General features: G+C 35.4%; 15 protein-coding genes. 3 read left to right on the top strand and 12 right to left on the bottom strand.

Annotated elements, in window-relative coordinates:
• Window positions 1-2: 2 nt before the first annotated feature.
• The 5 genes from C1H87_RS15735 to C1H87_RS15715 form a co-directional block, all read right to left on the bottom strand.
• The gene (locus C1H87_RS15735) at window positions 3-2,279 is read right to left on the bottom strand and encodes a GH92 family glycosyl hydrolase (protein WP_394337942.1); all 2,277 of its coding nucleotides are present in this window, start codon (window positions 2,277-2,279) and stop codon (window positions 3-5) included.
• A gap of 6 nt (window positions 2,280-2,285) precedes the next feature.
• Window positions 2,286-3,374 (bottom strand): family 10 glycosylhydrolase, encoded by a 1,089-nt coding sequence (locus C1H87_RS15730; protein WP_102756729.1) that lies wholly within the window; start codon window positions 3,372-3,374, stop codon window positions 2,286-2,288.
• Between the two features lie 98 nt (window positions 3,375-3,472).
• Window positions 3,473-4,558 (bottom strand): carbohydrate-binding family 9-like protein, encoded by a 1,086-nt coding sequence (locus tag C1H87_RS15725; protein WP_102756728.1) that lies wholly within the window; start codon window positions 4,556-4,558, stop codon window positions 3,473-3,475.
• A 2-nt stretch (window positions 4,559-4,560) separates the two neighbouring features.
• Complete coding sequence (locus C1H87_RS15720) at window positions 4,561-5,523, bottom strand: glycoside hydrolase family 130 protein (protein WP_102756727.1); 963 nt, start codon at window positions 5,521-5,523, stop codon at window positions 4,561-4,563.
• Window positions 5,486-7,384, bottom strand: coding sequence for a sodium:solute symporter family protein (locus C1H87_RS15715; RefSeq protein ID WP_102756726.1), 1,899 nt, complete (start codon window positions 7,382-7,384; stop codon window positions 5,486-5,488). Before C1H87_RS15715 ends, C1H87_RS15720 begins: the two co-directional genes overlap by 38 nt.
• A 325-nt stretch (window positions 7,385-7,709) precedes the next feature.
• On the opposite strand from C1H87_RS15715, the gene C1H87_RS15710 reads away from it, so the two are divergent.
• Window positions 7,710-8,789, top strand: a complete 1,080-nt coding sequence (locus tag C1H87_RS15710) for a sensor histidine kinase (protein WP_102756725.1) — start codon at window positions 7,710-7,712, stop codon at window positions 8,787-8,789.
• The gene (locus tag C1H87_RS15705; protein WP_102756724.1) at window positions 8,789-9,508 is read left to right on the top strand and encodes a LytR/AlgR family response regulator transcription factor; all 720 of its coding nucleotides are present in this window, start codon (window positions 8,789-8,791) and stop codon (window positions 9,506-9,508) included. The genes C1H87_RS15710 and C1H87_RS15705 overlap by 1 nt, the downstream gene beginning before the upstream one ends.
• A gap of 185 nt (window positions 9,509-9,693) precedes the next feature.
• Here the strand turns inward: C1H87_RS15705 and fucP are convergent, their stop codons facing one another.
• The 7 genes from fucP to C1H87_RS15670 are packed head-to-tail and all read right to left on the bottom strand — an operon-like array spanning window position 9,694 to window position 20,457.
• On the bottom strand, window positions 9,694-10,995 hold the full coding sequence (gene fucP, locus C1H87_RS15700; protein ID WP_102756723.1) for an L-fucose:H+ symporter permease: 1,302 nt from the start codon (window positions 10,993-10,995) through the stop codon (window positions 9,694-9,696).
• Between the two features lie 15 nt (window positions 10,996-11,010).
• The gene (locus tag C1H87_RS15695) at window positions 11,011-12,633 is read right to left on the bottom strand and encodes a beta-N-acetylhexosaminidase (protein ID WP_102756722.1); all 1,623 of its coding nucleotides are present in this window, start codon (window positions 12,631-12,633) and stop codon (window positions 11,011-11,013) included.
• Between the two features lie 4 nt (window positions 12,634-12,637).
• Entirely contained in the window at window positions 12,638-13,846 is a 1,209-nt protein-coding gene (locus C1H87_RS15690; RefSeq protein WP_102756721.1) for a CaiB/BaiF CoA transferase family protein, read from the bottom strand.
• A 10-nt stretch (window positions 13,847-13,856) separates the two neighbouring features.
• The gene (locus C1H87_RS15685) at window positions 13,857-14,633 is read right to left on the bottom strand and encodes an SDR family NAD(P)-dependent oxidoreductase (protein WP_102756720.1); all 777 of its coding nucleotides are present in this window, start codon (window positions 14,631-14,633) and stop codon (window positions 13,857-13,859) included.
• Window positions 14,634-14,637: 4 nt separating this feature from the next.
• Window positions 14,638-15,984: a sugar porter family MFS transporter gene (locus C1H87_RS15680; protein ID WP_102756719.1), complete on the bottom strand. Its 1,347-nt coding sequence runs from the start codon at window positions 15,982-15,984 to the stop codon at window positions 14,638-14,640.
• 11 nt (window positions 15,985-15,995) lie between these two features.
• Complete coding sequence (locus C1H87_RS15675) at window positions 15,996-17,432, bottom strand: glycoside hydrolase family 125 protein (protein WP_102756718.1); 1,437 nt, start codon at window positions 17,430-17,432, stop codon at window positions 15,996-15,998.
• A 10-nt stretch (window positions 17,433-17,442) separates the two neighbouring features.
• Complete coding sequence (locus C1H87_RS15670; RefSeq protein ID WP_102756717.1) at window positions 17,443-20,457, bottom strand: GH92 family glycosyl hydrolase; 3,015 nt, start codon at window positions 20,455-20,457, stop codon at window positions 17,443-17,445.
• A gap of 479 nt (window positions 20,458-20,936) precedes the next feature.
• Between C1H87_RS15670 and C1H87_RS15665 the strand changes: the two genes are divergently transcribed.
• A complete protein-coding gene (locus C1H87_RS15665; RefSeq protein ID WP_102756716.1) occupies window positions 20,937-21,461 on the top strand; it encodes a DUF5004 domain-containing protein in 525 nt (174 codons plus the stop codon).
• Window positions 21,462-22,107 lie beyond the last annotated feature (646 nt).

Here is a 22,107-nt window from a genome sequence, read left to right as displayed (position 1 = left end):
TTTTAGTAAATCTTATTGGGTACTGGCAAACTTGCATTGTTAAAAAGCGCATCGTTTGGCAAATTGGTCATGATGAATTCCAAAACACCTCCGTTAACTATTTCTTTGTGGGTTATATAGATCCTGTTTAAAGGGGTTCCGTTTAGGGAAATACTTTTAACAAAGGTATTCTCTGCACTATGATTTGTAGCTATAACTTTAAATTCTTTATTGTTTGGCAACTTAACTATAGCTTCTTTAAACAATGGTACTCCAATATGGTAAATACCTTGAGCTGGATTTACGGGATAGAACCCTAATGAGCTGAATATGTACCATGAAGACATTTGTCCGCAATCTTCATTACCACAATGGCCGTTCGGCTCATTCTTATATTGATTTTCTAATATTTCGCGAATTAATTTTTGGGTTTTGGACGGCTTTTTTAAATAGTTGTATAAATAGGCCACATGATGACTAGGCTCGTTTCCGTGTGCATATTGGCCTATCATACCTGTACTGAATAAAGGCAATTTATCTGATGCTTCCGGGTAATAAGAAAACATGGAGTCTAATTTTTGTTTAAAGCGCTCTTCCCCTCCTGTTTTATGAATTAATCCGTCTATATTTTGTGGTACAAACCAGTAATACTGCCAAGCGTTACTTTCGCAAAAATAAGGCGTGTATTCTTTAGCTATAAAATTTGGCAAAAATGCGTTGTTTGCATCTTTTGGTTGAAACCACGAGGTTTTTTCGTTGTAGAGGTTTTTCCAGTTGTTGGATCGATCTAAAAAGTATTTATAATCGCCATCTTTTCCTAAATCTTTTGCAAACATAGCAATGCACCAATCGTCGTAGGCGTATTCCAATGTTTTTGAAACTGACCAGTTTTCATGATGTTCATCAACGGGAACGTAGCCTTTTTTTCTGTAAACATCAATTTGTCTGTCGTTAACCATGGCACTAGCTTTACATGCTTCGTAAGCTAGCTGTGCATCAAAATCGAAGCCTTTAAAATAAGCATCCACTATAACAGGAACGGCATGATAACCAATCATCATATTTGTTTCGCTACCCTGCATAGACCAAACTGGGAGTTCTCCTGTTTCTGTATAATGCGCTAAAAGTGATTTTACCATATCTGGAACTAGATTTGGATGTAATATGGTATATAAGGGATGGGCTGCTCTAAAGGTATCCCACAATGAAAAAGTGTCGTAGCGCTGGAATCCTTCGGCAATGGCAATGGTATCTGTTCCTTTTTTGTATTTTCCGTATTCGTCGTTAGCCGCTTTGTAAGTACCGCTCCAATCGCTCAATAGTGTTGGTGCTAACATAGATTGGTACATCATGGTGTAAAAGACACTTTTCTTATCCTTATCTGAGGATTGTATCTTAATCTTTTGGAACTCTTTTTCCCAAACCAGCATGGCTTTTTCTTTGTGGAAGTTAAAATCGAATCCTATGGTTTCGGTTTTTACGGCTTGTGCTGCTGCTTTACAGCTTGTCGTGGATAGCCCTGTTTTTATGATTATTTTATCACCATCCTCTGTGTTGTATTTAAGCACCATTTTGGTGTTGCCTTTTGTTGGATACACACTAACATCATCTCCCTTGTAGTATTTACACGAAGCAAATGGCTTAGAGAGCTGCATTTGAAAATACAGTTTTTGATTTCTCGCCCATCCTGTTGACATACGATACCCTTGAATAGTCGAGTCGTTTACTCTTTCAATGTAGGTACTGGTTGGTTTATCCCAGTTTAATGAGTAGCCCAAATCGATATGTATTTCGCTATTCTCGTCTTTTGGAAAGGTATAACGATGTATGCCTACTCTTTTTGTAGCGGTTAGTTCTGCTTTAATACCATAGTCTAATAAATCCACCGAATAATAGCCCGGTGAGGCTTCTTCTTGTTCATGGTTAAAAGACGAAAATGGCTTGAAATTATTTTCTTCTATTCTTTTTTTAAACCTGCTATTGATTGGCATGACCAATATGTCGTATAAATCGCCTGCTCCTGTTCCTGTTAAATGGGTATGCGAAAATCCTGTTATGATGGAATCCTGGTAATAATAGCCTGCGATTCTGTCCCATCCAGGAATACCAATATCTGGACTTAATTGTACCATACCAAAGGGAACGGTGGCGCCAGGGTAAGTATTTCCAGGACCATCTGTACCTATAAACGGATTCACATAATCTACCAACATACCATCGTTTGTAGATGGTTTTTTCGCTTCTTTATTACATGCTACGAATAGCATTAAAACTGCTATGTAAATGCAAAGGTTTTTCATAATCATTTATTTCTTAGAGGCTTTAATGGTTTTATAATGCGTTTCTTTTATATCGAAAAAAGCAACGCCGGCTGCTCCACTTTCTTTAACAGTTTCTATGGCATTTTTAACTTCTTCGGCGGACATTTCTGGAATGTATAATCCGGTATGCAATTGTGTTCGTTTGCCTTCTAAGTCCCTGATGCCTTGTTCTGATGCAAATTTCACCCAGTCTAACCCTTCATTGTAAAAGTTGTTGTATATCATAGGAAGTACGGCATCAATCTGCCATTTATCCCAACGTTGACGTACCATATGATCTGCCATTTCTGGATATGGAAAAACAGCCGCTGTTAATTTCTTGCCATGTTTATGGGCTATCTCGTAAGCACCATCTACAACAGCTTTAATTTCGTTTAGTCGAAACTGTTTCCATTCAATATCTATGGCAGGGACTTCGATTTCTTTTATGTTCTTTCCATATTTTTTTTGAAACTTCTCTACTGCTGCATCGGAATAATCGAAATCGAAATCTGGTAATTCTTCGTTTTGAACCAAGTTATATTTTGGCAATAAGCCAACTGGAAGGTAAACATCGGGGTATCTTATATAATCTAAATGTACGCTTGTAATGCCTTCTACTTTAGCCAAACCTTCTACCAAATTCCAGATATGTTGACGTGCTTCTGGGTGACTTGGTGATAGCCATTGGTAATAATCGACATAGGGACGGTCGTTAAAGCAAGATTTTCCGCTTCTGCTTACCATGTACCAATCTGGGTGCTGTAATGCTATGGAATCTCCTGGGCGGTTCATGGTGAACATCCAAGCATGGACTTCTAAACCTGCTTTAATTGCAAAAGGGGCAATTTTAGATAAACGGTCTGCATCTGCTCTGGTATCGATAAGCACGGCATCAATACCGTGTTTTGCAAATTTTTTAAAGTTTGCTATATGGATGCTATCTGGTACTGTGTGCCCAGCACCATACCATGTCCAATATTTAAACGGCTGCTTCGTATTTTCAACTTTTTTAGAAGCCGTTTCCTTTTGTGGATTTGTACATGATGTTGCTAAAACCAAGAGTAATAATAGTAAGTTTATACCTTGTCTCATCTGTCTGTCTTTATCTTTTTTATTGGTTATAACTTAGCTTTAACTGTGCTTATCTAGACTTTGCATCCATACCCTCACTTGTATGTGATTATGGATGATTACTTTATTTTCTTAATAAGAATTTTACCTTCTTGATTTAGGATGATTCTTTTCGTTGAAAAAGGACTATCTATCCAGATATTATATCCTGTTTCATGGTTTTGATACGTTGGGGTTAGCGAATGATTTAAAATTATTGTTGCCGTTTCAACAGCTTCGCCAGTTATTTTTTTAGCTTTTAAATCATTGTGTAATTTAAATAAAAACCATTTAATATATTCATCTTTTGGAATTTGAAACGCGTCTTGTTCCCCAGCTCTTTTATTCGAAAAATATACGTACCCCCATGTTTCGGGTTGATGCATCGCTATAACTCCTTGTGGCGACCAAACCCAGTTATATTCGCGTTTAAAAGTGCCATCTGCATTCTTTTTTCGTTGGTATGTTGTGTTTTCTAATTGAAAATCCCAATTGACTCTTGAAAAATTGACTCTCCAAAATCTTCCTTTGGGATTTGTGTTTTCATGATAAGAAGCTTTAAAAACGTTTAAGGGAATAGCTATTTCCAAAGTCCAACCTTTATCGGTATCGTTAGGGTTATTTAAAGTTCCATTAATTTGTACTGCCGATTGTAAGCCGTTTACATCCCAATCATTTAACACAACAGCGCCATCTCTATAAGGTTTTGTAAGGAATAAATCCCAAATGGTATTTAGTGCATTAATTTCAACTTCATAATAGTTATGAGCATCTCCATCTGGATCGATAAATATTTCAAAATCATTATTGTAGTAAACAATGGTGTCTCTTTGCTTTAGGTTTCCCCAAACATGGGGTTCTTCCATTTCTGCAAAAAAATACACATTGCTATTGTCCCAGAGCATTTTAAATCGGGTATTGTATGTTGGCTTTTTTACGCCTTCTATATCAATAAATAAATCTGAATATGGGGCTTTTTGCCAAGACTTTTCATTCCCTAAACCATCAACCGTAATCGTTTCTTCTGTATAATTTGCTATATACGTTTTGGGAGTATCAATCTTGCTTTGGGCTAAGATGGATACCGTAAAAAGTAAAAAAATGAGACTTATAAAGTCTCTATTTTTCTTGTAAATAAAACTGCTTATCAGATTTAAAGATTCCATGTTTATAGGCTATTCTTCTTTGTAAAATCTATAATCTCGCTTATTCTTCCAAATGCTATTGCAACTACCGTATCTGCCGCTCCGTAAAAAATAGTGACTTTATCTTCTTGTAAATCTTGCAACGAAGCACAAGGGAAAATAACATTTGGCACATCACCATTTTGTTCATATAATTCAGATGGTGTTAGCAAGTATGGTTGTGTTCTATATTTTACTATATGTGGGTTCTCTTCATCTAGAATGGCAGACCCCATAGCGTATCGAAATCCATTACAAGTATTAATTACACCGTGGTAAAACATGAGCCAACCTGCTTCTGTTAAAAAAGGCACAGAGCCTGCACCTATTTTGGTACATTGCCATGCGCTATCTTTAAAATCAGCCGGAGACATCATATGCCTGTGTTCTCCCCAGTATTTCATGTCTGGGCTATAGCTCATGTAAATATCACCAAAAGGCGTATGCCCGTTATCACTAGGGCGACTCATCATAGCGTATTTGCCATTTATTTTCTTAGGAAATAATACACCATTTCTATTAAATGGTAAAAAGGCGCTTTCGCACTGAAAAAACTCTATAAAATCGAAGGTGTAACCAATTCCAATAGTTGGACCATTATGTCCTTCGCACCAGGTAATCCAATAGCGATCTTCTATAAAAACAACTCTGGGATCGTATTTATAATCTCCTATAACTTGCCCTTCATCTGCAGCTTTAAAATCTATAGGGTTCTCGTTAATTTTCCAATTGATTCCATCTTCACTAAACCCAGCAAAGATGTTCATTTGCACAGCTTTGTTGTCGCAACGAAAAACACCAGCGAATCCTTCATTAAAAGGTACTACTGCACTATTGAAAATGCTGTTTGAGGATGGAATGGCATCTCTTTGAATTATAGGATTTTCTGTATATCTCCAGACTACATCATTACACGTTTGTGGTTTCTCTTGCCAGGGTATTTTCATTATTTTTTATTTCTTTTAAAGGCGTTTTAATATTTGTTTTTTCATGGTTTAATTTATCATACCATGTTTTCTTTAATATAGCGGTTGTTACTGCCATAATTCCTAAAACAATATACAAACTATTATACTCTCTTATAATTAAATACATGGGAGCTAAAACAAATGTCATTTGCCAAACAATTCCAACAGCACAATTAAACATATCGAGTTTAAAACCTTTATTTGGTTTAAAATCCGGGTCTTCTTTTAGTATTTCTTTATATACTGGTTTCCAAAAGCCCCAAGGTTTGGTCGTTTTATAGAAATGTTTAAGCACTTCCATATCTTCTGGCTTGTTAAGAAAAACACCTATAAGACACCCTATAAGGGAAATGAGCAAAATGTATGGGAATAAATAGATATCTATGGTTCCCGGAAAAATGTTTGGTACTATGGTCGCTGCAATTAAACCAGATAGCATACCCCAAAAATAGCCATAGGCATTGAATCGCCACCATATCCATTTTAATACGTTTGCCATAGCATAACCACCATATAAAGCTGATGTTATCCAGATGGTAAGCGAGGTAATTGATGATGCAAAAAAGCCACCTATTACACCTATTAAAACGAGCAATACGGAAGATAAATAACTGTATCTAATATATGTTTTATTGGAAGCATTTGGGTTAATATATTTTTTGTAGATATCATTAACGATATAGGCTGGGGCTGAGTTAACAAATGCAGCGAAGGTTCCCATAAATGCGGCGAGTAAGCCTGCAAGTAGTAAACCTTTAACGCCTATTGGTACAAATCGTTGTATCGCTTCTGGAAGTATGGTTTCAAAGTCGAATCCAGATCCCATAGCTTGTAGTTCTGGTCCCATATATACAAGACATAGCACTGCAAAGCCAGCAATCATTAAATATCTTGGAATGGACAGTACCACTATAGTTAGTGCACTCATTTTTGAAGCGTCTACGCTATTTTTAGTAGACAAGATTCTTTGCATATCGTAGCTAGGAACTGGTCCTGCCAAACTCGCAAAAATGCCTTTAAAAATCATCATCATGAATAGAAAACCGAATAATGAGAAACCATCTTCTTCTATTTTCTGATTGACACTATCTATATAACCAGTCCAGTCTATATTAAGATCCATACCGAAAAACAAATCTTTCCAGTTATCTGGTACGGCTGCTTCAACCTGAGTATAGGTTACTGTCTTGAATGCAATGTAGCCTATAACTAAACAGGAAACGGTCATGATTAAAAATTGTAGCACTTCTGTTGCTACCACACTGTACATACCACCTTTAAGCGTGTATAAAGTCGTAATACCGATGATAATTAATGCGTAAGCTTGTTCTGAAGACACTTGAAAAAGTCCAACGTCAAAAGATAAATCCCATGGAAAAAATATAACGACAAACTTGCCTATACCTTCAAAGAAATAGGCCATAAAGCCTAATGTGCTAATAATAGCAAATACGGTAACGATAATATGGGATAATCGGGCACTTAAACCTTTTCCGAAGCGATAGGTTATCCATTGTGCTCCTGTCATAACGTTAGATCGCCTTAACCAGGCAGCTAGAAAAACAAATAAAAACACTTGATTCCACACAGGCCACAACCATGGTATCCAGGCACTTTTTATACCATATACGAACATAATGGTAACGGCAAACATGGTTCCGGAAATATCGAACATTCCCGAGGCATTAGATAAACCTAAATAGTACCACGGAATTTCATTTCCTCCCAAAAAATATGAGTTTAAATTTTTCGACGCTTTTTTAGAAACATATAATCCAAATAAAACAGTTATTAATACATATCCTAAAATTATAGCAATATCAATCGTTGCGATATTCATTCACACTTTTTTAAAAACATTTAACATGTTTACTCACTATTATCGTCACTATAAACTACAAATAATCGCATGCGATATAAGCCGTTATTTATAAGCTGCATACGGTTTGTAAAAGAGAAAAACAAGAGATAATCGAGTAATTTTTCCTATATTTGTCCTACTTTTATTTGTTACCAATACACTTTTGAAAAATTATATTTCTACTTATTAGTTTTTAAGTGTATTATTAATTATGTTAAATATTTATAAATTTACTCGTGGAGCGAATAATTTTAGACCAACAACAACGGTAGAAAGCTAAACGCCAAAAAAACGAAATGGTGATATGTTTCAGAGAATCAAGGATGCTATTAAAATAGACGACAACAATAATTTTAGTATTACTATAAGGCATCATGTTATATTTTGGCTAGTTTATTTTCTGTTTACCACATTTAGATGGGGGAGTTATTTTGATGATTACGAGTACGCTTTTAAAACGACTTTGTTAGGTTTTGCTATTCATATGACATTATGTTATTTTAATATTTACTACCTAATGCCAAAGTTTATTTATACGCGTAAATATGTTACTTACGCTATTACCCTAATTGCATCTTTGTTTTTTGTGTTGATGTTAAAATTCAATTTAACATACTTTTTGGTTAGTAGTAATGTTTGGCCGGAAGGTCCGGAAGTAACAACTACATTAACCTTAAACTATGCTATTGAAATGATGTTGGGCGAGTTGTATGTTGTAACTTTTGTAACGGCTATAAAAGTAACGTTCGACTGGATTAGAGAGCATAAAAGGCTTGTAGATTTGGAAAAATTACAACTTGAAACGGAGTTACGATTATTAAGAACACAGGTTTCTCCGCATTTCTTTTTTAATACACTAAACAATATTTATTCCCTAACTATAGAGAAATCCAATAAGGCACCAAAAATTATCCTTAAATTATCGGAGTTAATGCGGTACCTTTTGTATGAAACAAAACAGAAAAGACAAAGCTTAACAAAAGAAATTATTTGCCTTCAAAATTATCTGGACTTAGAGAGTATACGGTATGGCGATCAATTAAAGATAAATGTAGATATTTCGGGAGAAATAGAGGATAAAGAAATTGCTCCAATGCTCTTGTTGTCTTTTGTTGAAAACTCTTTTAAACATGGTGCTAACAAAAGCATTGGCGAAGTAAATATTAATATAGACTTTAATGTTATTGGGGACTTCCTCCACTTTAGAATTTCAAACCCAATTGCAACCGAAAAGAACAATAATGCTATTAAAACAGAACAAGGGGGCATTGGTATTGGAAACGTAAAAAAAAGACTGGCATTAGGGTATGAAGAGGATGAATACCATCTTGACATTAATGATAATGGTAAAGAGTATGTAGTAAATCTTAAAATTAAAGTATGATGAGTTTGAAGTGTGTTATTGTAGATGATGAGCCATTGGCAATAAATGTTATTAAGAATTATATTGAGGAGACCAAAGGGCTGGAATTGCTGAACTCTTTTAATAATGCTGTAGAAAGTATTGATTATATTAGAAATAATACGGTAGACTTACTTTTTTTAGATATCAATATGCCTTTGTTGGATGGTTTAAATCTTTTGAAAAGTTTAGATAAAAAGCCGCTAACCATTATAACTACTGCCCACGAAGAATTCGCTGTAGAAAGTTACGAATTAGAAGTTTTGGATTATTTGGTTAAGCCCATTCCCTTTCATAGGTTTATCATGGCCATAAATAAAGCATTTAAAGCGTATAACCTAAATAAAGGTGTTGGTGCGGGGCATAATGATAAGGCTTTTATCTTTGTTAAGGTAGATAAAAAGAAAATGGCAAAGGTTTATCTTGATGAAATCTTATGCGTAGAAAGTTTAAAGGATTATATAAAAATAACAACGCATACAAACAGATACATCGTACATCAAACCTTGGGTAGTTTTACGAGTGAATTACCTTCTGATAGGTTTATAAGAATACACCGTTCTTATACCATTCCAATTGAAAAAGTAGAAACTGTTGAGGGCAACAGCCTTGAAATAGCTGGTATAAGATATACGATAGGTAGAAGCTATTTAAATGAAGTAAAAAGCATTATCCTAAAGAATAATGCTTCTAATGAATAAGTTTTGATCTATAAAAAATGTCATTCAGAGCGGCTTGTGCTGAGCGTAGCCGAAGCAAGCGAAGAATCTTTTAAAATTGTAATCTTTTAATTTACATTACGCTGAGATTCTTCGCTTCGCTCTGAATGACAAAAAACATATCACTTTCTAGTTCCGCTCCTAGCTAAAAAAATAGTTTTCAATTATTAATTGGCTACTGTTTTGCTAGCTTTTCTACCATATAACGCTATAAGCAAAAAGCATATTAACGGTAAAACAAAAGAGAAGTTAACTTCCGACACACCTAGTATGGTTGTATCGTTTACTTTTTCGCCTCCGATATCCATAATCATAGCTTGCCACTGTGGCATTAAGGCCCCACCTACAATAGCCATAACTAATCCTGCTGCGCCTATTTTAGATTCTTCTTCTCCTAAATCGTCTAATGCTATACCGTAAATTGTTGGGAACATTAAAGACATGAAAAATGAAATGGCTACAAGACAATATAAGCCAACAATACCTTCAATAAAAATAGTACCTAAAGTGCTTAAAAGAGCAAAAAGACAGAATAACATTAATAGCTTACCTGAATTAATATATCTCAGTAATGCCGTACCAATCCACCTACCAACTAAAAATATGATAAAAGCTACGAGCTGATAATTTGCCGCTGTTTCACTAGCCATGCCTATGCCTTCTGCATATTGATAGATGTAAGTCCAACACATAATCTGTGCACCAACGTATAATGCCTGCGATAAAACGCCATATACATAATTGCTGTTTTTAAACAATCCTGAAAATGTTTTTCCCAAACTAGGTATACCTCCCTCATCCTTAAAGTTTGGCATTTTCACTAAGGCAATCAATACCAAGAAGATTAAAATCACCAAACCTAAAGTTACATATGGATTACGGATAACCATTAAGTCTGAAGTCCTTATAAGTGCTTTTTTAGTAGCATCTAATACCGTAAAATTTTCAACATCATCAGACTGCAGGTTTTTCAATACAAAGTGTTGAGCCACTAACAAACCAGCTAATAGACCAACTGGGTTAAATGCTTGTGCTAAATTTAATCGTTGTGTTGCTGTTTTTTTAGAACCCATGGCCAATATATATGGGTTTGCTGCTGTTTCTAAAAATGCTAAACCAAATGTTAGGATGTATAATGCGACACAGAATACCCAGAACTCTTCATTGGTTGCTGCCGGGAAAAACAATAGTGCTCCTCCGGAGTATAAAACAAGACCTATTAGAATGGCTGTTTTATATGAATATTTTCTAATAAACAATGCTGCTGGTAAAGCCATACAAAAATAACCGCCATAAAATGCCATTTGCACCCATGAAGCTTGCGAATTGGTCAGCTCCAGTACCTTTTTAAAAGCAGTTACCATAGGGTCTGTAACAGCATTAGCAAATCCCCATAGTGCAAATAATGAGGTCACCAAAATAAACGGAATAATTACACTTTTGGGGACAATAACTTTTTCGTCGGTCATAATGTTATAATTTAATTAGTTCTTAGTTTTATATTTTTTAAAGGAGTTAACATCAAGTGCTTTTAAACGGTTTTCAAAGTGATTCAATCGCTTTAAAAAATCGTTATAATTTCTGTCTTTCGAACCCCATAATACATTGCTTAAAGCAACAGCTCTAGGAAAAAGCATATATTCAACATGTTTGAAATCGGGCATATATTCTGTCCAAACATTGCCTTGTCCACCTAGAACATGCTTGGCTTCTTCAGCAGTAAGCTCTTTAGAAATAGGCTCGAAATTAAATACTTTTTCTAAAGGTAAAAAACCGCCTATTGCTACAGGTTCTTCTTTTATATTTCCCGATTGATAATGGTCGAAATAAACATGCGTATTAGGCGTTAAAATAACATCGTGGTTTTGTTTAGCGGCTGCTATAGCTCCCGCATCACCACGCCACGACATAACTGTTGCATTAGGTGCTAGTCCGCCTTCTAATATTTCATCCCAACCTATTAACTGTTTTCCTTTACTGTTTAAATACGTTTCTATTCTTGTAATAAAATAGCTTTGCAATTCATGTTCGTCTTTTAATCCTGCTTCTTTTATTCTGGCTTGGCAATTATTACAATGTTTCCATCTCTCTTTTGGGGCTTCATCACCTCCAATATGTATGTATTTCCCGGGGAATAATTCTATAACTTCGTCTAAGATATCTTGTAAAAACAAAAAGGTACTTTCTTTACTGCAATAAATATCTTCGAAAACGCCCCATTTTGTTGCTGCCTCATACGATTCACCAATACAGCCAAACTCCGGATATGCACTTAGAGCTGCTAACGAATGGCCTGGCATTTCTATTTCCGGAATAATGGTTATAGCTCTATCTGATGCATATTTTACGATGTCTTTTATCTCTTCCTGAGTATAAAATCCGCCGTATTTTTTGCCATCAAATCGTTGCGGCTTATCATTGTAATGTCCTATTAAGGTTTCTTTTCTAAAGCCTCCTACACTTGTTAATTTGGGATATTTTTTAATCTCGATTCTCCAACCCTGATCTTCGGTTAAATGCCAATGAAAAGTATTGAATTTTAGCATGGCTAAATAATCAATATACGTTTTAACTTCATCGACATTAAAAAAATGCCTGGCAACATCTAAATGCATGCCTCTATAAGAAAAACGGGGCGCGTCTTTAATAAAAGCACCAGCTATTGCGACTTCTTTTTCTTTATAGCTACCGTTCTCAAAACTTTCTGGAAGTAACTGCCTTAAACTTTGATAGCCGTAAAAAGCCCCTTGCTCGGTTTTTGCCGAAATAGTTATACGATTGTCCGTAACGCTCAAAGTATAGCCTTCTGCGTTTTGGATATTACTATCGTGTTTAAATATAATGTTGGCAGCATCAATGTCCTCGGTTTCTTCGAGTGTTATGTTGCTGCCATTGGCTATATAATCCATTAAAAAGGTTGCAGCCTTTTTTAACGTACCACCTGTATAAATTTTTGTGTTAGAATTTAATAAAAAGTTGCCGCCTACAGCCTTCTGCTCTTGCGGATTAGGAAGCAAGTTGCCGGAAGCATATTCGAGTTTTTCCGATTTACAGTTTGTTCCAGTAATCATAAGCACTATTAGCAACTTTATTAAATTGGAATTCATTACTTTATTTATTTAGCCTTTCCACTGTAATGATATTGTTAGATTCTAAAGCATTGATCTCGTCTTGCGAGTATCCTATCTCTTGTAAGATTTCTGGACCGTGCTCACCTAACATAGGAGAAGGGCGGCTAATTTTTCCAGGTGTTTCACTCATTGTAAATGGAATGTTAGTCACTTTAACATTACCCGCTTTTGGATGCTCAATATCTACAAATGTCTTGTTATGGATAACTTGCGGATCTTGCTCAACGTCTTCTTGATTATTAACTTTTGAAACCCATAAATCTAAACCAAGCATAATCTCCAGCCATTCGTCTGTTGTTTTGGTTTTTGTTATAGCTTCAATTTTATAATAAATCTCATCACGTTTATCGTAAAGCGTTTGAGGGTCGTTGTATACCTCTAAGGATTCATCTCCTAAAGCTGTTACCATTTTATGCCAAGGGCTCATAGCTATTGTAATATAACCATCGCTAGTTTCGTAAGTACCAAAAGGTGCTCCGTTACCCGGGTGACCAATCCCTGAATTTGGACGCGTGAATGTTTGTCCTAAATTTTGAATGGTAAAGAAATCCTGCATTTGAAATGCTATTGCAGATGACAACAGGTTAGATTTTATTTCTTGACCTATTCCAGTTCTTTCACGATAAAACAAGGCAGCTAGAATAGCATATACCGAATTTAAAGCATTTACTTGATCGCATAGCGCTGTACCTAAAGCTACTGGACCGTCGGTGCTTTTTCCACTAGTCATAACAGCACCACTAACACTTTGCACTAACAGGTCTTGTCCTGGACGTGTTAAATAAGGCCCATCGTCTCCCCAACCAGAGGCAGAGCAATAAATTATTTTTGGGTTGATAGCCTTTAACGTTTCGTATCCGAAACCAAGGCGCTCCATAACTCCTGGTCTAAAATTCTCCATAACCACATCAGCTGTTTCAACCAATTTATAGAGAATCTTTTTGCCTTCTTCACTTTTTACATCAACCGAAATAGAGCGCTTGTTTCTATTCCATGCCATAAAACAAGGCGATTCGTCTTCTGCGACCCACTTGTTAAAAAAAGTCATGCCCCTGTAAATATCACCAGAGCCATGTCTTTCAACCTTTATAACGTCTGCTCCTAAATCGCCTAACATTTGTGTGGCGTAAGGGCCTTGTAATAATTGTGTAAAGTCTAAAACTTTTACACCTTCTAATGCTTGTTTCATTTGTACTTTTTTATTCTTCTACATAACGCGGCAATGTGCATAAACCGCCGTCTATTTTAATATCTTCTCCTGTAATAAATTTAGCTTCGTCCGATGCCAGAAACAGCGCTGTCATTGCCACTTCATTTGCTGTCCCCATACGATTCATAGGGCTCATGTTTCTACTTGCATTTAAAAACCCATCACCTTCGGTTTCTACCCTTTTTTGGTTTAATGGCGTCATAATTGCACCAGGGGAAATGGTGTTAAAACGAACACCCCTGTCTCCAAACTGACCTGCCAATTGGTTGGTCATTGAAAGTATAGCGCCTTTGGCTCCGGCATAAGCCGTCCAATTATCCCACGATCTAAATGCCTGGGTTGAGGACATATTTATAACACTACCCGAGTGTTGTTTTAACATAATCGGCAATACGGCTTTTATAGTACGGTAAACACTTTTAAGATTGGTGTTTATTACTTTATCCCAGTCTTCTTCGGGCATCTCCGTAATATTTCCTGAAATTGCAACAGCAGCATTATTGATTAAAACATCTATTTTGCCATATGTTTTTAGGGTTTGATTTATTAATTCGTTTACTTCTTTTGTATGCCCTACATCACATTTTTTGGCAATAGCTTTTCCGATGTTTTTCGAAATCGCATCAGCTTCCTGCTGACATTTTTCAAAGTTAATATCGCCCATAACTACGATTGCTCCTTCTTTGGCAAAAACTTTGCTTATTGCTAAACCAATACCATCTGCGGCTCCTGTTATTATGGCTATTTTATCTTGCAATCTTTTCATAAAATTATTTATTCATCCAATATTCTTCAATCTCTTCCAAAGATTTCCCTTTGGTTTCCGGTAAGTACTTTTTAGCAATATAATAGGTAGGTAAACAGAAAATTGCGAATAACCAGAATATCCCGTGTTCGCTTATTTCACTTCTTAACCATGGCACTAATTGTCCAACAACAGTGTTGGCAATCCATAAGGAAAGTACTGCTATAGACATGGCTCTTCCTCTAATTTCGGTAGGGTATAATTCTGAAAGCAACACCCATATAACTGGACCATAGGAAAAGGCAAAACCAGCAACGAAGGTTAAAATGAAAAGCATTTTTAATTCCATAGAAGCATTAAAATAGAACATTAAGCCTACGAGGAACAAAGAAATAATCAGGGTTGTTACGCCTATGTATAATAGTTTTTTTCTACCGATTTTATCGATAGTAAAAATGGCTATAAATGTGAATAAAACGTTTATTATGCCAATTAAAACCTGACCTTGGAATGCTAAATTGGAATCTGCCCCTCCAGATTGTAAAATACTATTACCATAGTACATGATGGCATTAATACCACTGGTTTGGGTTAAAACAGCCAAAATTGCTCCGGCTATGATAGCAATACGAATACCTCTATTCTTAAAATATTTTTTTGATTGATCTCCTTGTTCACTATGGGTTTGATTTTCTTTGGCACTTTCTATATTATACTTTTTAATAATAGCATCGGCTTCTTCTGTTCTGCCTTTAGATTGTAACCACCTTGGGCTTGCTGGAATGAATAGTAATAAAACAAAGAATAATAGGGCCGGTATGGTTTCAGCTCCCAACATACCACGCCATTGTTCCGAAACGAATATTTTGCTGATCAATCCTTCTGACAAACTGGAATTAAGTGAAAAATCCTGAATAAAGGCATTGGATAAAAACGCGATTAGTATTCCAACAGTAATGGCCAATTGGTATAACGAGGTTAGCATCCCTCGTTTGCTTTGAGGTGCTATTTCTGAAATATACATAGGTGATAGCATAGAAGCGACTCCTACACCTATACCGCCTATAAGACGTGATGTAACCAAATAGGTAAAATCACTTGCTACGGCACAGCCAACGGCAGATAAACTGAATAAAATGGCGCTCATGAGCAGCGCTTTTTTTCGTCCAAATTTATCACTCGCAAATCCGGCAACTATAACTCCAAAAACACACCCCACTAAACCGGAACTCACATACCAGCCTTGTAAGACATCATCCAAGGCGTACTGACTCTTAACCAAATCGGTGGTTCCAGAAATTACTGCGGTATCGAAACCAAATAAAAAGCCGCCTATTGAAGCAACTATAGCTAAAAAAATAATTTTTTTCATTCAAGTTTTATTTAAGTTAGTAAATGGGGGTGTGTGCTTAGTAATGTTAAAATCATTTCTCCAAAATAGGTATTGGCCCAAGAGAACCAATCCCTGTTATATTGCGTTGGATCATCCTTTTTGTAAGATTCATGGATAAATCCAGTTCCTGCATGATTCGCTTTTAATTGATTGATACAAAATAGAATTTCTTCATCGCTGGAACTTGTTAAAGCTCTGGAGATGGTTCCTAATGGCCAAATGTATCCTTTGCCCCAGTGGTAGCTTCCTAAGCCTTCGCCCGCTTTTCCCTTTTCGTAATAAGGATTCCATTCGCTTAATGTAAATTGCCTTGTTCTTTGGTATAACGGATCGTCTATATCACAAATGCCCATATATGGTAATGATAGTAATCCTGGTAAATTAGGATCTTCCATCATAATTCTACCACCATAACCATCAACTTCGAAAGCATAAATTTCTCCAAATTCCTTATGTTGAACAATTGCATCTTCTTTTATCGCTTTTTCTATCTGGTTAGACATTGCTATGCATTGCTCTGAAAACTCGGTATCATTAAAAAGAGATATAGCCATTTCCGATAGCTTTCTCAACTCCTGTACAGCCATTAAATTGTCTGGAACAAATAGCGGTAAAATATTGGCATCATCTTGTCGGAATGCCGCATGAATCATCCCATTTTTTTTGGTTGGATGACCAAATCCGTAATGGGGAACGGTATCTCGTATATGTTCTGTTACTCTTAAAAAGGAATATGGACCATCATTTTCTAAACGTTGCTGTTCTTTAAACGTTTGGTAAATTAGTTTCATTCCTTTTAGCCAATTGGCATTAAATGGCGAGGTATCTTTTGTCGTTTTCCAATATTCATATGATAGACGAATAACATGCGTCAGTGAATTTATTTCCCATTTACGCTCAAAAACCCCAGGCTTCATTTCGGTAATATCGTCTTTCCACTCACCATCATTTACTTTGGCCGCATCTAAATAAAAAGCATTGGCATACGGGTCTACCAAAACGCATTTTATTTGCCTGTTTATAAGACCAACGAGCATTTTCTTTAATTTTTCATCGTCGTTTGCATAAGGTAAATAAGGCCAAACTTGACATGTTGTATCCCGTAACCACATGGCTGGAATATCTCCTGTTATTATATGTGTGTCTGGTTGGTTATTTTCTTCGAAATAATGAACGGTAGTATCTAACGTATTAGGAAAACAATTTTCGAACATCCAGGCTAGCTCTTTGTCTTTTAGCTTAGATGTTGTTTCTTTTATAACTTCTTCGATTATTTGACTTGAAAACGTTCTGTCTTTTTTTGAAGGACGGTTACTAACAAACTCTTTTTGATTATAAAGACTGTGCGAAAACGCTAAAGAGTTAGATGCTAGAACGGCACCTGATGCTAGTGCCGATTTCTTTATAAAGTACCGTCTTGAATTCATAATTTAAACTTTAGAACACCATGATTTCATCTATAAACAGCCATACTTTTTGCCCAAATGCACCGTGCCATTCTGGAGCAACTCCGTAAGGATTTACTTTTACTCTCAAATATTTGTACTGTCCCTTTTTTACCGGCAGTGTATAGCGATTTACTTCTTTTGGAAATTTGTCTGCTTTTGGTAAGTTTAGTTTTCCAATAAGATTTAAACTTTGATTTGAATTCCCTCCATAAACCTCGATAGATTTAGTTGGGAAAATCCAAGAGCCAATATCGGTTAAAACACCTACCGATATATTTTCTACGATGTGATTTTGTCCTAAATCAATACCAACATCAAAGGTATCTTTTATGGCAGTCCATTTCCCATCTCCATAGCTACTAGAGCCAACAACCTCATCAAAAAGCAGCCTGCCATCTTCTTTACCATAGTTTGGTTCCGACCAATTGTTCATAGTTATTTTGGGGTATCCTTCTTTTAATAAAGGAAAGATACTTTTAAAAAGTGGTTTTTCGTATATTTTACTAATATTTAACCCTTGTTTTATAGCTGCAGCCTTTAAAATACAGTTCTCTTTTATTTCAAAGGGTTGTTTGTATTTATTAGATCGTAGTGTTGGCGTAGAACCATCTGTGGTATAATAAATATCTGCGTCGCTGTCGTTACTTTTTAATGTTGCTATATGTTTTTCTGAAAAGAAGAACGAGTTGTTTTCATCGTAAGGTGAGGCAGTTGCTTTTACAAGTATTTCAGGGCTTTTTGCAGAAATCGCTCCTATTGATGTACTCTCATCTAGGCTTCCCCAAACTTTATTAGGAGCTTCTCCCATAGTAAACTCCAATACACCACCATTCATAATATCGTCGTGACTTATAAATGTTTTATTATAGATTTCGCCGTTAAGCTTAACAGATTGTACATAAAAGTTAGCATCAGATAGATTATGGGCTTTAACAGTAAATGTATTGCCATTTTCTAAATTTACAGTAGCACTTTCATAATATGGGGCTCCCAGTTGGTAGTTGAGGCTCGCTGGTGCTACAGGATAAAATCCTAGTGTACTAAAAATGTACCATGCAGACATTTGCCCCAAATCTTCGTTGTTAATTAGTCCGTCTGGCTTATCTGAATACATCGTAGTTACGACTTCATTGACATACTTTTGACTTTTCCACGGTTGCCCAACAAAATTATATAGATAAGGCATTTGATGCCCTGGCTCGTCACCATGACCATATTTACCAATAAATCCTGAAATATCTACATGTTGTGCACCTCCTAGTGTTGAAGTGTCTGAGAAAACTTTATCTAACCAAGTAGCATATTTTTCTTTTCCACCATGCAATTGAATAACTCCTGCCATATCATGAGGTGTGTATGCTGAATAGGCCCATATGTTTCCAGAAACATAATTAGGTATTAAATCGTCCCAAGAGCTTAAATTTAATTTGTGCATTTCACCAGTACTGTAAACGGGATATAAGTAACCGTCTTCTGGATTAAACATGGCTCTATATCCTATGCTTCTTTTATGAAATTCTTCGGCTTCTTTAGTTTTTCCTAATTTTTTGGCAACTTCGGCTATAACGAAATCATGGTAATTATATTCTGTTGTTTTGGATACAGACGATCCTGTTTCGCCCGTTACGTACCCATAATTAATATAGTCTTCTAGTCCGCTAACATCGTATACAGCACTATGTTTTGACAAGTCTGATGCTGCCTTATACATAGATTTAAAAGCCTCCTCGTAATTAATACCATCAATATTTTTTAACACGGCATCGCCTATTACAGACGATGTTGTATAACCAATCATACAACCATTGTCGAACCCCAAGAGCTCCCAAACAGGCTGTCCTACACCTGCCTGGGAATCTCTAGAAATTAAGCTATTAATCATCTTTGAGGTTTCTTTTTGTTCTATAATAGTTAACAAAGGATGTAATGCTCTGTAAGTATCCCATGTTGAATAGTTACTATATTGTGTGCTATTAAATTTATATTGTTTGCCTTCTACGGCATAACGACCATCTACATCCGAAATAATATTAGGCGAAATAAACGCATGGTACATGGCCGTGTAAAACGTTCTCTTTTTAGCATCAGAGCTTGTTTCACTAATAGTTATTTTATTTAAAACCTTGTTCCAGGCTTCTGTTGTTTCTTTTAAAACATCATCGAAAGATTTTCCTTGAGCTTCGGTCTTGAAGTTCTTGTCAACACCATCATAATCTATTGGAGATAGTGTAACGGATACTTCTATTTGTTCGCCTTCTTCAACGTTAAAGGAAACATAGCCTTTGGCTTTAAGAGCGGTTAATTTTTGCTCTTCTATTTCTTTATCATTATCAGTTATTGTTGCTTTTTCGAAAGGCTTAGAGAATTTAGCGCTAAAATAAGCGTAACGATATTTGTCGCCACTACCAACGCTTTTATAACCTCTTATTTCGCTGTTGGAAACGACCTCGATAGATGTTTCTGCAGCACGCTCCATAACCCCATGTGTTGGGTCTATAACGATATCTGAAACACCAGACTTATTAAATGTGTATTTATGGAAACCCGTTCGGGGCGTAGCGGTTAATTCTACATTTATGCCATAGTCTTCTAATGTAACGGCATAGTACCCTGCTCTGGCACGTTCTGTTTTATGTGAAAAACGAGACCGGTAGCTATCATCTACCAATTCGTCTGATCCCGATTTGGTTGTTTTTTTACCCATGGTTGGCATGATTAAAATATCGCCTAACCCAGATAGTCCTGCTCCACTAATATGGTTGTGAGCAAACCCTTTGATTATGGAATCTGAATAATGATACCCAGAACACCAATCCCATGATTTAAAATCGTTTGACGGACTTAATTGAACCATTCCAAATGGGGTGGTAGCTCCTGGAAATGTATGACCATGGGCATCCGTCCCAATCATAGGGTCTACATAGTCAGTTAGGTCTACCAATACTTTCTTTTGACAGGAAAAAAGAACTAATAAAAAACTTAATAAAACAATACTTTTTTTCATAATTGATCTAACTTACTTACAATTTTACTAATAATGAAATTTTAGCAGTACTCCATTTTTGATACCAAAAGTATTTAAATTAGTATCAATATAATTCTATTAGTTCCTAATTCCTGAGCATTTATAATTAGAGTGGTATATATTTAATGCGTATTTCATTAATTAAGAGTCGTCGAAACGACTTACAAGGAATAAATGTATAATAATCTATATTAGAATATTAAAGTTATCGACCAACAACAACTTTGGAAAGACCAGTAAAAAAAACTACGTCTTATAGTTAAAACCTGACTTTATTTTTTATTTGTTGTATTACAGATACTCATTATAACCAGAACATCGTAAAACCTATTTCTGCTAGTAACTGTTAACTTTATTGAACACATTAAAAAAAAGCTTTATTACAAAATCTTTAAAATACCACGCAACTATTTTTAATATTTTGCATCTATAATATTAACCATGAAAATTTATTTAATATGAAAAAGACTTATGCCCTGATGAGTAGTTTGATTGTAATTACTCTATTATTTGTTAGTTGTAGTGATGATGATCCAAAATGCATTGAAGACTTAACCGGAGAATTGAGTAATAGTGAAACTGCTTTTGCTCACAAGTGGGATTTAGCGGAAATCGTTTCGGAAAAGGAAATAGACTTAACCGACGATAACGTGGACAACCCAAGTAAAAATTTATATGAGCAATACTCAGAATGTCAAAAAGATGCCTTCTTTAATTTTAAAAGTGACAGAAGCTATACCAGCGAACAAGGAACAACAGCATCAAATTGTAGTAATAAGAGAACATCAACTGGTACTTGGAAATTAGTAGATAACACTATTCTAACTCTTGTAGATTTCTGTAGCTCTCGAACGATTAGTATCGAACTTAATGAAGATAAAACGGCTTTCTTTACAGAGGAGGATTTCATTTTTACCGATGTAAAAGGAAATCGTATTACGAGTAAAATAAAGTTTACTTACAATAAAGTAGTTTCTAACTAATTCTTAGGAAACAACTTTACATAACAAACAAAAGAGGCTAATTAAAAAGCCTCTTTTGTGTTTCTAAGATACAGATAATTAGAAATAACAGGTTTTTTACTATTTTTTTACGTTTACCAATAGCTTCTTCAAACTTTTTCAAAGCATTCATTTATTAAAAACAAACAAGGTTTGTCTTGTATTTCCTAAAAAAATCACTTTCCGAATCAAATTGGTATTATCAACGTCTAACTTTTTAAAAGTATTTAACTTTTTAGTAATGTGCTACTTAGCTTCGAGCTGATTATAGGAGATCATTTTTATCGTTTATTTTGTATTTATTTTTTTACATTAATACGAAATATTTACTTAACTTTAGTCGAAGATTAATAAAGATAGATCATCAAAATTCGGTATTACTAATTTAAAAAATCTATCTTTTTTGCGCCCTAAATTATACCTAAACCGCCAACAAAATTCGGTTAATCAGGCTATGGACAAATTGTTATAGCCACTCTACTGGTTACGAGACAAAAATGAAATAGGTTTTAATTTTAAAAGGATGCTAAACAATCTTTAAGGATCATCCTCTCTTCTATGATCTCGATTGATTAGCAACTAACATGTACACTAACACTATACGAGCTTAATGCCATTTCTTAAAAGA

Source organism: Flavivirga eckloniae (assembly GCF_002886045.1).
Lineage (GTDB): Bacteria > Bacteroidota > Bacteroidia > Flavobacteriales > Flavobacteriaceae > Flavivirga > Flavivirga eckloniae.
This window is presented reverse-complemented; position numbering and strand designations above follow the sequence as displayed.